This window comes from Comamonas sp. Z1 (assembly GCF_008121555.1).
Classification (GTDB): Bacteria; Pseudomonadota; Gammaproteobacteria; order Burkholderiales; family Burkholderiaceae_C; genus Comamonas; species Comamonas thiooxydans.
On the sequence record NZ_VOQT01000014.1, the window covers coordinates 67,427 to 82,493 of the forward strand.

General features: G+C 65.2%; 9 protein-coding genes. 1 reads left to right on the forward strand and 8 read right to left on the reverse strand.

Annotation, left to right across the window (positions count from 1 at the left end; translation table 11 throughout):
* Window position 1: 1 nt before the first annotated feature.
* From FSY45_RS20875 to FSY45_RS20885, 3 genes are read right to left on the reverse strand one after another with little or no spacing between them, the layout of a single operon-like run.
* Window positions 2-3,175, reverse strand: coding sequence for an efflux RND transporter permease subunit (locus FSY45_RS20875; RefSeq protein ID WP_046460907.1), 3,174 nt, complete (start codon window positions 3,173-3,175; stop codon window positions 2-4).
* Window positions 3,172-6,372, reverse strand: a complete 3,201-nt coding sequence (locus FSY45_RS20880) for an MdtB/MuxB family multidrug efflux RND transporter permease subunit (RefSeq protein ID WP_046460908.1) — start codon at window positions 6,370-6,372, stop codon at window positions 3,172-3,174. The genes FSY45_RS20875 and FSY45_RS20880 overlap by 4 nt, the downstream gene beginning before the upstream one ends.
* 24 nt (window positions 6,373-6,396) lie before the next feature.
* The gene (locus FSY45_RS20885; protein ID WP_046460909.1) at window positions 6,397-8,163 is read right to left on the reverse strand and encodes an MdtA/MuxA family multidrug efflux RND transporter periplasmic adaptor subunit; all 1,767 of its coding nucleotides are present in this window, start codon (window positions 8,161-8,163) and stop codon (window positions 6,397-6,399) included.
* A 268-nt stretch (window positions 8,164-8,431) separates the two neighbouring features.
* On the opposite strand from FSY45_RS20885, the gene FSY45_RS20890 reads away from it, so the two are divergent.
* The gene (locus FSY45_RS20890) at window positions 8,432-8,815 is read left to right on the forward strand and encodes a nuclear transport factor 2 family protein (RefSeq protein WP_003069196.1); all 384 of its coding nucleotides are present in this window, start codon (window positions 8,432-8,434) and stop codon (window positions 8,813-8,815) included.
* A gap of 63 nt (window positions 8,816-8,878) precedes the next feature.
* Here FSY45_RS20890 and FSY45_RS20895 read toward each other — a convergent pair whose 3' ends face one another.
* The 5 genes from FSY45_RS20895 to FSY45_RS20915 all read right to left on the reverse strand — a co-directional run bounded on the left by FSY45_RS20895 (window position 8,879) and on the right by FSY45_RS20915 (window position 15,034).
* Window positions 8,879-9,526: a CoxG family protein gene (locus FSY45_RS20895; protein WP_046460910.1), complete on the reverse strand. Its 648-nt coding sequence runs from the start codon at window positions 9,524-9,526 to the stop codon at window positions 8,879-8,881.
* 13 nt (window positions 9,527-9,539) lie between these two features.
* A complete protein-coding gene (locus FSY45_RS20900; RefSeq protein ID WP_046460911.1) occupies window positions 9,540-10,781 on the reverse strand; it encodes a VWA domain-containing protein in 1,242 nt (413 codons plus the stop codon).
* Complete coding sequence (locus FSY45_RS20905) at window positions 10,768-11,688, reverse strand: MoxR family ATPase (protein WP_045839981.1); 921 nt, start codon at window positions 11,686-11,688, stop codon at window positions 10,768-10,770. Before FSY45_RS20905 ends, FSY45_RS20900 begins: the two co-directional genes overlap by 14 nt.
* Window positions 11,689-11,826: 138 nt before the next feature.
* Complete coding sequence (locus FSY45_RS20910) at window positions 11,827-12,612, reverse strand: xanthine dehydrogenase family protein subunit M (protein WP_003069190.1); 786 nt, start codon at window positions 12,610-12,612, stop codon at window positions 11,827-11,829.
* A gap of 34 nt (window positions 12,613-12,646) precedes the next feature.
* A complete protein-coding gene (locus FSY45_RS20915) occupies window positions 12,647-15,034 on the reverse strand; it encodes a xanthine dehydrogenase family protein molybdopterin-binding subunit (protein WP_003069188.1) in 2,388 nt (795 codons plus the stop codon).
* Between the last annotated feature and the right edge of the window lie 33 nt (window positions 15,035-15,067).

Here is a 15,067-nt window from a genome sequence, read left to right on the forward strand (position 1 = left end):
CTCACTTCGCCTCAGCCATGGCAGAGGCCTGAGCGCCGCGCCTTCTGGCCGGACGGCGCGCCCAGAGGCGCAGCACACTGCGGCGCACACGGTCCAGCAGCACATAGACCACGGGCGTGGTGTAGAGCGTGAGCAACTGGCTCAGCAGCAGGCCGCCCACGATCGCAATGCCCAGGGGCTGGCGCAGCTCGGCACCGTCGCCCCTACCCAGGGCCAGGGGCAGCGCGCCGAACAGGGCCGCCATGGTGGTCATCAGTATGGGGCGCAGGCGCAGATGGCAGGCCCGATAGATGGCCTGAGCCGCCGTGGCATGACCGCCTTTCTCGCGCTCCAGCGCGAAGTCGATCATCATGATGGCGTTCTTCTTGACCAGTCCGATCAGCAGGATCACACCGATGAAGGCGATCAGCGAGAACTCGGTCTTGAACCACATCAGCGCCAGCAGCGCCCCCACACCGGCCGAGGGCAAGGTGGACAGAATCGTCAGCGGATGGACCAGGTTCTCGTAGAGTATGCCCAGCACCAGATAGATGGTGATGATGGCCGCGAGGATCAGCAGGGGCTGGCCCGCCAGCGCCTGCTGGAAGGCTCCGGCCGAGCCGCTGAAGCTGCCGCGAATGGACACCGGAACACCCAGCTCCAGCATGGCATTGCGGATCGCGTCATTGGCCTGCGACAGCGAGACATTGGGCGCCAGGTTGTAGCTCACGGTGCTGGCGGGCGTGCCGCTCTGGTGCTGCACGGACAGCGGCGTGGTCGAGGTGGTGATCTTGGCAAAGGCCGTCAGCGGAATCTGCTGGCCCGCGCTGTTGACGAAGAAGAAGCCGCGCAGCGTCTCCGGGCTCTGCAGATACTGGGACGAGGCCGTCATCACCACGCGGTACTGGTTGAGCGGGTTGTAGATCACGCCCACCTGGCGCTGGCCGAAGGCATCGTTGAGCGTGTTGTCGATCTGCGCCACTGTCAGGCCCAGGCGCGTGGCCTGGTCGCGGTCTATGACCAGCTTGGTCTGCATGCCGTTGTCCTGGACATCGCTGTTGACATCGGTCAGTTCCGGCAGGGTGGACAGCACCTGGCGGATGCGCGGCTCCCAAAGGCGCAGCTCGGCCGTATCGTCGGCCTGCAGCGTGTACTGATAGGAGGACATGCTCTGGCGCCCGCCGATGCGCACATCGCTCTGGGTCATCATGAACAGCCGCGCGCCAGGTTCGTCCTTGAGCTTTTCACGCAGACGGTTGATGACCTCGTCGCTAGACACCTTGCGCTCGGCCATGGGCTTGAGCGACATGAACATATTCGCCGCATTGGCCTGCCCGCCGCCGGTGAAGCCGGTCACATACTCCACGGCCGGGTCTTGTTGCACCACATCGAGAAAACGCTTGATGCGGCGCTCCATGGCCTGAAAGGACGTGGACTGGTCGGCACGGATGAAGCCCATGACGCGACCCGTGTCCTCGCTGGGCATGAAGCCCTTGTCTATGGTCTGGTAGAGATGGATGTTGAGGCCTATGACCGCGACCAGACTCAGCAGCACCACAGGCTGGTGGCGCAGTCCCCAAGCCAGGGTGCGGCGGTAAAGCGCCGTCACGCGCAGCTCGAAGCGATCCATGGCCTGCGAGATGCGCAGCCAGAACGCATCCCAGCGGCGTGTGAAGGGGCGCCTGGCGCGTTCGGCACGGCGGCGCTCCTCCTCTGCCGGTGTGCGCAGCAGAGCCGCACACATCATGGGCGTGGTGGTCAGCGAGATGATCATGGAGACCAGAATCGCCGCCGACATGACCACGGCAAACTCACGGAAGAACCGCCCCACGATGCCGGCCATGAACAGAATGGGCACGAACACCGCAATCAGCGACAGGCTCATGGAGACCACGGTGAAACCGATCTCGCGCGCGCCTTCGATGGCAGCCTGCATCGCGGTCTTGCCGCGCTCCATGTGGCGCATCACGTTCTCCAGCACCACGATGGCATCGTCCACCACAAAGCCTGCGGCTACCGTCAGCGCCATCAGCGAGAGGTTGTCCAGCGTGTAGCCGCACAGATACATGACGCCGAAGGTGCCCATCAGCGAGGCAGGCACGGCCACGGCCGGAATCAGCGTGGCACGCAGGCGGCGCAGAAAGACGAACACCACCATGATGACCAGCGCTATCGAGATCAGCAGCGCGTTCTGGACCTCCTTGACCGAGGCGCGCAGCGTGGGCGTGCGGTCCGAGATCACCGTGACATCGATGGCCGGATTGATGGAAGCCCTGAGCTGGGGCAGCATGGCGCGCACCTTGTCCACGGCCTGCAGGATGTTGGCGTCGGGCTGCTTGAACACCTGCAGCAGCACGGCAGGCTTGCCGTTCATCACGCCGTAGTTGCGTATGTCCTGCACGGAGTCGGTGACATCGGCCACATCGGACAGCCGCACGGCATTGCCGTTGTTCCAGCGCAGCACCAGGGGCGCGTATTCGGCGGCAGTGCGTGCCTGGTCGTTGGTGGCCACCTGCCAGTAGTGGTCTTCGCGCTCCACGGCGCCCAGGGGGCGGTTGGCATTGGTGGCGGTGATGGCCGTGCGCACGGAATCCAGAGATACGCCATTGGCGGCCAGCCGCACCGGGTCCAGCTCCACGCGCACGGCCGGCAGCGCGCCGCCGTTGATCGATGCCTGGCCCACGCCTTCCACCTGGGCCAGCTTCTGCGCCAGCACCGTGGAGGCCGCGTCATACATCTGGCCTCGTGTGAGGGACTGGGATGTCAGCGCCAGAATCATGATGGGCGCGTCGGCCGGGTTGACCTTGCGATAGGTCGGGTTGCCCGGCATGCCCGAAGGCAGCAGCGTGCGCGCCGCATTGATGGCGGCCTGCACGTCGTGGGCAGCGCTGTCCACCGTGCGCGTCAGATCGAACTGCAGCGTGATGCGCGTGCTGCCCATGCTGGAGCTGGACGTCATCTCGTTGACGCCCGCAATCGCGCCCAGGGCGCGCTCCAGCGGAGTGGCCACGGTGGCCGCCATGGTGTCCGGCGCCGCGCCGGGCAGGCTGGCGGTCACCGAAATCGTCGGATAGTCCACCTGCGGCAGCGGCGCCACCGGCAGCTGGAAATAGGCCACACCGCCCACCAGGGCCATGCCGATGGTCAGCAGCAGGGTCGCAATGGGCCGGAAGATGAAGGGCGTGGAGATGCTCATGGACGCGCCCCGTCCCGGCCGCCATCGCCTGCCTCGCCCATGACCTCGGCTTCGGAATGCGGCACATGCTTGACGGCCGGCAGGCCGCGCCTGGTGCGCCAGCCCTCGGCCCAGTTTTCAAAAGTCAGATAGATCACCGGCGTGGTGAACAGCGTCAGCAGCTGGCTCAGCAGCAAACCGCCCACCAGGGTCACGCCCAAGGGCTGGCGCAGCTCGCTGCCCACGCCGGTTCCCAGCATCATGGGCAACGCGCTCAGCAAGGCCGCCAGCGTGGTCATCAGAATCGGGCGGAAGCGCAGCAGACAGGCCTGGTAGATCGCGTCGCGCGCATTCATGCCTTCCTCGCGCTGGGCGTCCAGCGCGAAGTCGATCATCATGATGGCATTCTTCTTGACGATGCCGATCAGCAAGATGATGCCGATGATGGCGATGATGTCCAGATCCAGCCCAGACACCAGCAGCGCCAGCAGCGCCCCCACACCCGCCGACGGCAGGGTGGAGAGAATCGTGATCGGGTGAATCGTGCTCTCGTAGAGCACGCCCAGCACGATGTACATGGTGATGATGGCGGCCAGCACCAGCAGCAGGGTGTTGGAGAGCGAGGCCTGGAAAGCCAGCGCCGCGCCCTGGAACTGCGTGTCCACCGACAGCGGGATCTGCCCCTCGTCGCGCAACTGCGCAATGATGGCCTGGGACGCCTCCACCGCATGGCCCAGCGACACGCCGGAGGCGGTGTTGAACGAAATGGTGGCCGCCGGCAACTGCCCCACATGGTTGACGGCCAGCGCCATCGGGCGCTCGCTCACCGTGGCAATCGATGACAGCGGCACCGGTGCACCGTTGCTCGATGCGGCATAGATGTTCTGCAGGGCCTCGGGCCCGATCTTGAACTGCGGCGCCACCTCCAGCACCACGCGGTACTGGTTGGACTGCGTGAAGATGGTGGAGATCAGACGCTGGCCGAAAGCGTTGTAGAGCGCCGAGTCCACCGACGAGACCGTCACGCCCAGGCGGCTGGCCTGGGCCCGGTCGATCTGCACATAGGCCTGACGGCCCTGGTTCTGCAGATCGCTGCTCACATCGAGCAGCTGGGGCAGTTGCTGCAGACGCTCGACCAACATCCTGGTGCTGGCCGTGAGCTGGTTCATGTCCGGCGAGGAAAGCAGCAACTGATACTGGGTGCGAGCCTGGCGATCCTCTATGGTCAGGTCCTGCACGGGCTGGGCATAGAGGCGGATGCCGGGCACGGCGCGGGAGTCCTCGGCCAGGCGGTTGAGCACCACCGGCAGACGGTCGCGCTGGGCATGGGGCTTGAGGTCGATCTGGATGCGGCCGGTATTGAGCGTGGTGTTGGTGCCATCCACACCGATAAACGAGGAGATGGATGCCACGGCCGGGTCCTTGAGCAAATGCTCGGCCAGCGCCTGCTGGCGCTCGGCCATGGCGGCAAAGGAGATGGACTGGTCGGCCTCGGTGGTCGCGGCAATCGTGCCCGTATCCTGCTCGGGGAAAAAGCCCTTGGGCACGACGAAATACAGCAGCACCGTGACCACCAGCGTGGCGATGAACACCAGCCAGGTCAGCTTGCTGTGATCCAGCACCCAGGTCAGCATGCGGCCGTATTCGGCAATCACCTTGTCGAAAAAGCGCGCGACCGCAGCTCCGAAGCCCTTGGACTCGGCCTTTTTCTTCTCGCCCTCGGGTTGGTGGCGCAGCAGGCGCGCGCACAGCATGGGGGTGAGCGTGAGCGAAACCACGGCCGAGATCAGAATCGCCACCGTCATGGTGATCGCGAATTCGTGGAACAGACGGCCCACTACATCCCCCATGAACAGCAGCGGAATCAGCACCGCGACCAGGGAGATGGTCAGCGAGATGATGGTAAAGCCGATCTGCTTGGCACCCTTGAGCGCGGCCTGCATGGGCGGCTCTCCCTTTTCCACATAGCGGGCGATGTTCTCGATCATCACGATGGCATCGTCCACCACAAAGCCCGTGGCAATGGTCAGGGCCATCAGCGTGAGGTTGTTGATGGAAAAGCCCGCCAGATACATGACGCCGAAAGTGCCTACCAGCGACAGCGGCACCGCCACGCTGGGAATCAGCGTGGCCGATGCGCTGCGCAGGAACAGGAAGATCACCATCACCACCAGGGCGATGGCCAGGGCCAGTTCGAACTGCATGTCCTTGACCGAGGCGCGAATGGTCACGGTGCGGTCGGTCAGCACCTGCACGTCGATAGAGGCCGGCAGCGTCTCCTTGAGCTGGGGCAGCAGGTTCTTGATGGCATCGACGGTGTCGATCACGTTCGCGCCGGGCTGGCGGCGGATATTGAGGATCACGGCCGACTTGGAGCCGGTCTCCGGTGTGCCCGACCAGGCTGCCAGACGCGTGTTCTCGGCGTCGTCCACGGTCTGCGCCACATCGGACAGGCGCACGGGGTTGCCGTTCTTGAAGGCGATGATCAGGTTGCGGTACTCGGCCGCCGACTGCATCTGGTCGTTGGCATCAATGGTCGATGCGCGGTTGGGGCCATCAAAGCTGCCCTTGGCGGTCTTGACGTTGGCCGCAGAGATGGCGGTGCGCACATCGTCCAGCGTCATGCCGAAGCTGGCCAGCGCTGCGGGGTTGGCCTGGATGCGCACGGCCGGGCGGCGCGCGCCGGCAATGGCCACCAGGCCCACGCCCTTGACCTGGGAGAGCTTGGGCGCAAGGCGGTTCTCCACCAGATCGTTGATCTTGATGACGGGCAGCGAAGGCGAGCTGATGGCCAGTGTCAGCACCGGCGCATCGGCCGGGTTGACCTTGCTGTAGAGCGGGGGCATGGGCAGGTCGCTGGGCAGCAGATTGGTGCCCGCGTTGATGGCGGCCTGCACCTGCTGCTCGGCCACGTCCATGGACATATCGAGCGCAAAGCGCAGGCTGATCACCGATGCGCCGCCCGAACTGGTCGAGGACATCTGGTCCAGCCCTGGCATCTGGCCGAACTGGCGCTCCAGCGGTGCCGTGACGTTGGAGGTCATCACATCGGGGCTGGCCCCGGGGTAGAGCGTGGTGACCTGTATGGTGGGGTAGTCCACCTCGGGCAGGGCCGAGATGGGCAGCAGGCGGTAGGCAAGAATGCCCGAGATCAGCACCGCCACCATCAGCAAGCTGGTGGCGATGGGCCGAAGAATGAAGAGGCGCGAGAGATTCATGATGGCCGCAGGCTCTGGCTATGCTCAGCGCGCCGCGCCGCTGGTCTCAGCCTTGCCGCCTGCTTCGCGCTCGGCGCGCAGCTTCTGGAAGAAAGCGCGGCGCTCTTCGGGCGACAGGGCCTCCAGCTTGGCGCGCTGCTCGGGAGTCAGCTGGGGACGGTCCCCCCGGCCCTCGGATCTTTCCGTGCGGCCCTCGCCGCCTTCACCACGCTCGGCGCCGGCCTGGGGCCTGGCCTCGTTCGCAGCCGCAGGCTTGGCATCCGGCTTGGCTTCTGCCTTGGGGTCCGGCTTGGAGGGGCTGCCCTGCGCCTCGCGCGGCTGATCGCCACGGGCGTCCGTGCCACGCGGTCCCTGGCCGGGACCTGCATTGCCGCCATTGGCACCGCGCTCGGCGCGCAGCTTCTGGAAGAACTCCTTGCGTTCCTCGGGCGTCATCTTGGAGACTTTTTCACGCTGCTCGGGACTGAGGTTGCGCATCATGCCGCGCGGCTGGTTGGCGGCATCCTGCACGGCCTGGTCGACCTTCTTGACCTTTTCGGAGTCCACCACCGTCACCTGCGCGCCTTCGCGCAGGCGGTCGATGCCGTCGGTCACCACCTTGTCGCCGGGCTCCAGCTCGCCGCGCACGCTGACATAGTCACCGTCCGTCACGCCCACAGTGATCTTGCGCTGGGTGACCGTGTTGTCGGGCTTGACCAGATAGACGAAATTGTTCTGCACCGCATTCGCGGGCACGACCAGCGCCTGATCGATCTGGCGCAGCTGCAGCTTGACGTTGACGAACTGATTCGCGAACAGCTTGCGCTCCGCGTTGTCGAACGAGGCCTTGGCTTTGACCGTGCCCGTGGTCGTGTCGATGGTGTTGTCCAGCGCATTGAGCTGGCCCTTGGCCAGCATCTGCTTTTGCTCGCGGTCCCAGAGCTCTACGGGCATGAGCTTGCCCTCGCGCAGTTGCTGGGCCAGCGTGCCGACATGGGTTTCGGGAATGGAGAAAACGGCATCGATGGGGCGAATCTGGGAGATTGTCACCAGCCCGTTGGTATCGGAAGGGTTGACCACGTTGCCGAGGTCGGCCTGGCGCAGGCCCAGGCGACCCGAGATGGGGGCCGTGATCCTGGTATAGCTCAGCTGCAGCTTGGCCGCATCGACCTGACCCTGATCGGCCGCCACCGTACCCTGCAGCTGGCGCACCAGCGCGGCCTGGGTATCGACCTGCTGGCGGGCAATCGAGTCCTGGGCCTGCAGTTCCTTGTAGCGCTGCAGATCGAGCTGCGCATTCTTGAGCTGGGCCTGATCGCGTGCCAGAGAGCCCTGCACCTGCGCCAGCGAGGCAGCAAAGCTGCGCGGGTCGATCTCGGCCAGCAACTGGCCGGCCTTGACCTCGTCCCCCTCCTTGAAGTGCAGCTTGAGCAGCTCGCCCGAAACCTTGGCGCGCACCACGGCCGTGGCACGTGCATTCATGGTGCCGATGGCGCTCACGAGCACGCGCATGTCACGCTGCTCCACCACTCCGACGCTCACCGGCTGAGCCTGGCTCATGCCGCCAGGGCCGCCGGGGCCGCCCGGCCCTGCGCGACCATTGCGCCCTGCGCGTGCACCGGGCCCGCCCGCTCCCTGCTTAGGAGCTGCAGACGCAGACGTATCGCCGCTTGCACCCTGTTTTTGCGCATACCACCAATAGCCACCGCCAGCGGCTGCCAGGGCGAGCACCACCGTGGCAAGCAAGACGGGCCGGACCTTGCCCTGCTGTAAAGAATGACGATTGGGGTGCAATTTGGATGAGCTGGACATGGTTGAGCGCAGGAATTTCGAGCCTGAATTGGCGCCAATGGTATCCAGTTGCAATCAAACCCCGGGTCAGGCAGCGCCGGCTTTGCCAGCATTTACCCCCGCTTTACCTTGGGTTTACCTGCTGAAGTTCCGTATTCGGAGACTTAAACAGTGCTGACTTTCATAGCAGCAATGACGGCGTTTTCAGGCCTCATGCTTGGCGGCTGACACTGCCCCTTGCTGCGTCCGCCATGCGGCGCAGGGAATCCGGCTCCAAGGAGAAACCCATATGACCACCGAACGCCTGACCAATCACCCCGAAGAAGCCGCCGTGCGCGTGCCGCTGGAGCTGTATATGCGCGGCCATGCCGAAGACAATGCCGAGCATATGCGCGCAGCCTTCATGCCCACGGCCCGCCTCGAATCGGTGCGCGAAGGCCCGCTGACCTCCTGGGACCTGGACTTCTACTGCCAGCGCTTCAAGAACACGCCTGCCGCCGACGAAGCCACGCGTCGCCGCGTCATCGACTCCCTGGACATCGTGGGCACGGCCGCCATGGCCAAGGTCACGCTCTACCACGGTGCCGTGACCTTCACCGACTACTTTGTGCTGCTCAAGACCGAGCAGGGCTGGAAGATTGCCAACAAGGCTTTCCACGCCCAGCCTCAGTAAGGTTTGGCCAGCTCCATCCAGCCCCTGGCCTCAGGCTCAGGGGCTTTTTTATTCATGCGCTGGTCAACGGGTCAGCAGCCAGAGCGCGCCCAGCACGATGACAGCCCCAAGGCCCCAGGCCCAGACGGGGATGCCTGACGATTCGCGCGGCGGCGCCGAGGGCGTGGCGTCCAGCGGCGCGTAGCTGGTGGAGGCCGCGTCGTGCTCCCAGGAGCGTGTATCCAGCTCTTCTGCACCGCCTTCGTCTTCGGACTGCTCGCTAGGGTGGCGCTGCTGCATCAAGGCTTCGAAGCGCGCAAAGAAGTCCTCGGCCATGCTCTTGGCTGCGCCGTCGATCAGGCGCTGGCCCAACTGGGCAATCTTGCCGCCCACCTGAGCCTGCACCTCGTACTGCAGCTCGCAATGCCCTGCATCGGTGGGCGTCAGATCGACCTTGGCCTGGCCCTTGCCAAAGCCGGCCACACCGCCCTGACCTTCAAAGGCAATCGTGTAGCTCTTGGGCGGCTGCACGTCCGACAGCGTGACCCGGCCGTTGAACTTGGCCGATACCGGACCGATCTTCACAGACATGGTCACCGCATAGGAGCCATCGCCTGCATCCTCGAACTTCTCGCAGCCGGCCAGACATTGCTGCAAGGTTTGCGGATCGTTGAGCGCCTCCCAGGCCTGCTGCTGGCTCACGGCAAGAAGACGGCTGGCATGCATTTCCATGGTGTTCTCCTTTTCAATCTCGGTGAGGCAGTTGCAACAGCTTCGCCAGGTGGGCTGCCAGTTGCTGCAACGACTGCAGGTTGTGCACGGCCAGCATGGCATGGCTGTGACGATGCAGCACCTGCGCGCCTTTGGCCAACGGGGCATACCCGTCAAAGCGCAACAAGGGGTTGAGCCAGACAATGCGCGCACTGTGCCGCGCCAGCCATTGCAGCTCCCGCTCCAGCAGCGCACTGTCGCCGGTATCCAGCCCGTCGCTGACCAGCAGCACCAGGGTGCGCCTGCCCACCAGATGGCGCGCCTGCTGCCGGCGCAGCTGCGCCAGGCATTCCCCCAGGCAGGTACCGCCGCCGAAATCGTCGATGTCGTGATTGAGCTGGGCCAGCATGGCATCGGGGTCGCTGTGGGCAAAAGCCCGGTTCAGCTCCTGCAGGCCGGTTCCCATGCTGTAGACATGGCGGTGCAGCTGCGGATATCGCCTGGGGCTGGTGGCCTGGTGCAGAAATGCCAGCAGCAGACGCACATAGCGCTCCATGGAGCCCGACACATCGACCAGTGCCAGCCAGGGCATGGGCAGCCGCTTGCGCCTGCGCCATTTGAGACTTGCCAGCTCGCCGCCCGTGGCTGCCGCCGCCTTCAGACTGGCGGGCCAGTGCACGCGCAGCCCCGAGGCGCGCAGCTCGCTTCTGCGACTGCGATAGCTTGGCAGCGGCAAGCGGATATCGCGCGCCAGCTGCTGCACCAGGCGGTACTCGCTGGCACTGAGTTGGTTGAAATCCGCGTGTTGCAGCCTGCGCCGGTCGCTGGCCGACATGGCGGCATCCAGCGTCAGCTCCTCGCTCGCGGTCTTTTGCCGTGCGGCGCGAATCGCCGACAAGGCCTCTTGCACACGCGGCCTGTGACGCGGCCTGGCAGCCTCAGGCGCGCCCGGCAGCAATTGGCTCAGAAGCTGCTGGGCCACCTCGGGGTTGCGAAAGTAGGCCGCAAACAGCTCGCGAAAGACCGCCAGATCCTGTTCGCGCGAAACCAGCACGGCCTCCAGCGCGGCGGCCACGTCCTCGCGGCTCATGCCCACCAGCATCAGGCCTTGCTGGGCCAGCGCCAGGCGCTCGGCATCCACCGCCAGCCCCGCGCGGCGCAGGGCTCGGCCAAACCCCAGCAGATTGATGGGCAGCTTGCCGCTGCGCGCGTCCCCCCACCAGCTCACGCTCGCGGACCGCTCTGGCGACTGCGCCTGCAGCTCAGGCTGTGGCATCGGGCTCCAGCAATTGCTGCAGACGCTCTGGCGTGAGCGCGGCCACGTCCTCACGCTGCTTGAACAGAATGCCCGCCGTCTCGTGCACCAGCTCGGGGTCTATGACCAGGGTGTCGAGCGCCACCAGCGCCTTGGCCCACTCCACGCTTTCGGCAATGCCGGGCGTGCGCTCGAAGGCATCGGCAAACGGGCGGCTGCGCAGCCGGTCCACAAAGCGCGCGATCTGCTCGGTCAAGGCCGCTGCGGCCTCAGGCACCTTGGACTGGACAATGGCCAGCTCGCGCTCGCGCTCGGGATAGTCCAGCCAGTGATAGAGACAGCGGCGCTTGACCGCGTCATGCAGATCACGCGTGCGATTGCTGGTAAGAATGGTGACCGGCGGCAGTTGGGCCCTGATGACCCCGAGCTCGGGAATGCTGACCTGGTACTCCCCCAGATACTCGAGCAAAAAGGCCTCGAAAGGCTCGTCGGCCCGGTCCACCTCGTCAATCAGCAGCACCGCGCCGGGCGCGGGCGCCTGCAGGGCCTGCAGCAAAGGCCGGCGTACCAGATAGCGAGGCTGATAGACCTCCTGCTCGACAGCCTCCAGTTCCGCCGCACCACGCAGCTCGGCCGCGCGCAGATGCAGCAGCTGCGCGGCGTAATTCCACTCATACAGCGCTTCACGCTGCTCCAGGCCGTCATAGCACTGCAGCCGGATCAGTTGCCGCGCCAGCACCTGGGACAGCGCCTGGGCCAGCGAGGTCTTACCAACGCCCGGCTCCCCCTCCAGCAGCAGGGGGCGTTGGAGCCTGAGCGCCAGAAACACGGCCGTAGCCAGACGCCGGTCCGCGAAATAGCCCACCTCCTGCAAGGCGGCCAGCAGCCCATCCACCGACTCCAAAGCGCTGTTCACATCAGTATTCATAGCTGCCTGCGCTTTATCCATATAGACCAGAGCCACTTTTCTTCAAAATACAAGAACGAGACAGCAAGCCAGGACCGCCCCGCAGCGAGGCTGTTGCCCCCTCCCGCGAAGCGAGAGAGGGGAAAGCGGCCAAGCCGCTCAGACTGAGAGCAGTTGATCCACCGCCCGCTGTGTCAGGACGCTGATCAGCTGCGCCCGGTAGCGCGCACTCGCGTGCAGATCGCTGTTGAGCTCGCTGTCGTCGATAGGCACTGCAGCCGCCGCAGCGGCCGTGAGACTCTGGTTGAGCGCCGCTTCCAGGCCTGCGTGGCGGAAGACCGATAGTCCCGCGCCGGTCACGGCCACATGCACGCCCTGCGCCGTCTGCGCCACAAACACGCCCACCAGCGCAAAGCGCGAAGCGGGCTGCTTGAACTTGATATAGGCGGCCCTTCTGGGCACCGGAAAGCGCACGGCCTTGATCAGCTCGCCCTCTTCGAGAGCCGTGGTGTACATGCCCTGGAAGAAGTCCTCGGCCGCAATCTCGCGCCGCTGGGTGAGCACGGTGGCGCCCAGACCCAGCACCGCACTGGGATAGCATGCCGCGGGGTCATTGTTGGCCAGCGATCCGCCCATCGTGCCTCGCGCCCGCACCTGGCGATCGCCAATACCGCCCGCCAACTCGGCCAGCGCAGGAATGGCGTGCTGCACCTCGCGGCTGGCAGCCACATCGGCATGACGGGTCATGGCACCGATCTCGACCTGATCGCCGCTGACGCGGATTCCCGCCAGACCATCGACCTGGTTGAGATCCACGATCGCACCAGGCTGGGCCAGGCGCAGCTTCATGGAAGGAATCAGGCTCTGGCCGCCGGCCAGAAACTGACCGCTGGCAGCGCTCACCTCATCCAGCGTCCGGGGATTGGAGTAACTGAAGGCATACATATGTGTTGTCCTCTCTTCCTCTCAGTCGGGTGCCTCAGGGGCGTGCAGCATCGATGGCTTCCCACACGCGGTGCGGGCTGGCAGGCATGTCCAGATCCTTGACACCCAGGGAATGCAGAGCATCGAGCACGGCATTGATGACGGCTGGCGGCGAGCCTATGGCCCCGGCCTCGCCGCAGCCCTTGGTACCCAGCGGGTTATGGGTGCATGGCGTGCAAACCGTACCCAGCTTGAAATCGGGCAGATCGTCGGCGCGGGGCATGGCGTAGTCCATGAAGCTGCCGGTCAGCAACTGACCCGAGTCACGGTCGTAGACGCAGTTTTCCAGCAGCGCCTGGCCTATGCCCTGGGCCAGTCCGCCATGGACCTGCCCCTCCACGATCATGGGGTTGATGATGGTGCCGAAATCGTCCACGGCACTGAAGCGGTCGACACGCACCACGCCCGTGGCAGGGTCCACCTCGACCTCGCAGATATAGGTGCCGGCCGGGAAAGTGAAGTTGGTGGGATCGTAAAAAGCGGTCTCGTCCAACCCCGGCTCCAGCTTGTCCAGCGGATAGTTGTGCGGCACATAGGCCGTCAGCGCAATCTGGGCGAACGGCAGCTTTCTGTCGGTGCCGCGTACCGTGAACTCGCCTCCTGCGAAGTCGATGTCGGCATCGCTGGCCTCCATCAGGTGGGCGGCAATCTTCTTGGCCTTGGCCTCGATCTTGTCCAGCGCCTTCATGATGGCCGCACCTCCGACGCTGATGGAGCGCGAGCCATAGGTGCCCATGCCAAAGGGCACGCGGCCCGTATCGCCATGGACGATCTCCACATGCTCGACGGGAATGCCCAGTCGGGCCGCCACCACCTGGGCAAAAGTGGTCTCATGCCCCTGACCATGACTGTGCGAGCCCGTAAACACCGTCACGCTGCCCGTGGGATGAACGCGCACCTCGCCGCACTCGAACAGACCGGCACGTGCGCCTAGCGCCCCGGCAATATTGCTGGGAGCAAGGCCACAGGCCTCGATGTAGCTGCTGTAGCCCAGGCCGCGCTTGAGGCCTCTGGCCTCGCTGGCTGCGCGCCGGGTCGCAAAGCCCGCCACATCGGCCAGTTGCTCGGCCTGATCCATGCAGGCCTTGTAGTCGCCGGTGTCGTACTGCAGCGCCACTGGCGTCTGATAGGGAAAGCTGGTGATGAAGTTGCGACGCCGGATCTCGGCCTGGGACAGATTCATCTCCCAGGCACAGCGGCTAACCAGGCGCTCAAGCAGATAAGTGGCCTCGGGGCGGCCTGCACCCCGGTAGGCATCCACGGGCGAAGTGTTGGTGAACCAGGCATCGACCTCAATATGGATTTGCGGCGTGGTGTACTGACCCGCCAGCAAGGTTGCATAAAGAATGGTGGGCACGGCGCTGGCGAAAGTGGACAGATAGGCGCCCAGATTCGCATCGGTGTGCACACGCATGGCGAGGAACTTGCCATCGGCGTCCATGGCCATCTCGGCATGGCTGACATGGTCGCGGCCATGCGCATCGGTCAGGAAGGACTCGCTGCGATCGGCCGTCCACTTGATATTGCGGTTGAGCTTCTTGGCCGCCCAGGTCAGGCAGACATCCTCGGCATACAGAAAGATCTTGGAGCCGAAGCCGCCGCCCACATCGGGAGCAATCACGCGCACCTTGCTCTCGGGCAGGCCCATGACGAAAGCCGTCATCAGCAGCCGCTCCACATGCGGGTTCTGGTTGGCCACGTACAGCGTGTACTCATCCATGGCGCGGTTGTAGCTGCCTATGGCCACGCGCGGCTCCATGGCATTGGGAATCAGGCGGTTGTTGACCAGGTCCAGCCGCGTCACATGGGCCGCGCCCGCAAACACGGCATCCACGGCTGCCTTGTCGCCTATCGCCCACTGGTAGCAGCGGTTGTCGGGGGCGATATCGTGAACCACGGCGCCGGGCTTTTTGCCACCCGCCGCATCGGCCACGTTCACGACCGCAGGCAGCACCGCGTAATCGACCTCCACCAGCTCGGCCGCATCGCGTGCCTGCTGCAGGGTCTCGGCAACCACCATGGCCACCTGGTCGCCCACATAGCGCACGGTATCGAGGGCCAGAATCGGGTGCGGCGGCTCCTTCATGGGCTCGCCATTGGTGCTGGTGATCAGCCAGCCGCAGGGCAGGCCGTTGATGCCGGCGGCCGCCACATCGGCACCCGTGAGCACGCCGACCACGCCTGGCGCTGCCTTGGCGGCATCCACGTTGACGCTGCGCAATCTGGCATGAGCATGGGGCGAGCGCACAAATACCGCATAGGCCTGCGCGCCCAGCGTGATGTCGTCCGTGTACTGGCCTGAGCCGGTCAGAAAGCGATCATCCTCGCGGCGCAGAACGGCTTCGCCGATATGCGGCAGCTTGGAAAAGTCAGATGCACCCATGGTGTGTCTCCTCTTCTAGTTGTGATGCGCTGC

Coding starts and splice junctions, on each gene's coding strand:
- FSY45_RS20875 (WP_046460907.1), bottom strand. CDS start 3,175: ATGAGCATCTCCACGCCCTTCATCTTCCGGCCCATTGCGACCCTGCTG.
- FSY45_RS20880 (WP_046460908.1), bottom strand. CDS start 6,372: ATGAATCTCTCGCGCCTCTTCATTCTTCGGCCCATCGCCACCAGCTTG.
- FSY45_RS20885 (WP_046460909.1), bottom strand. CDS start 8,163: ATGTCCAGCTCATCCAAATTGCACCCCAATCGTCATTCTTTACAGCAG.
- FSY45_RS20890 (WP_003069196.1), top strand. CDS start 8,432: ATGACCACCGAACGCCTGACCAATCACCCCGAAGAAGCCGCCGTGCGC.
- FSY45_RS20895 (WP_046460910.1), bottom strand. CDS start 9,526: ATGGAAATGCATGCCAGCCGTCTTCTTGCCGTGAGCCAGCAGCAGGCC.
- FSY45_RS20900 (WP_046460911.1), bottom strand. CDS start 10,781: ATGCCACAGCCTGAGCTGCAGGCGCAGTCGCCAGAGCGGTCCGCGAGC.
- FSY45_RS20905 (WP_045839981.1), bottom strand. CDS start 11,688: ATGAATACTGATGTGAACAGCGCTTTGGAGTCGGTGGATGGGCTGCTG.
- FSY45_RS20910 (WP_003069190.1), bottom strand. CDS start 12,612: ATGTATGCCTTCAGTTACTCCAATCCCCGGACGCTGGATGAGGTGAGC.
- FSY45_RS20915 (WP_003069188.1), bottom strand. CDS start 15,034: ATGGGTGCATCTGACTTTTCCAAGCTGCCGCATATCGGCGAAGCCGTT.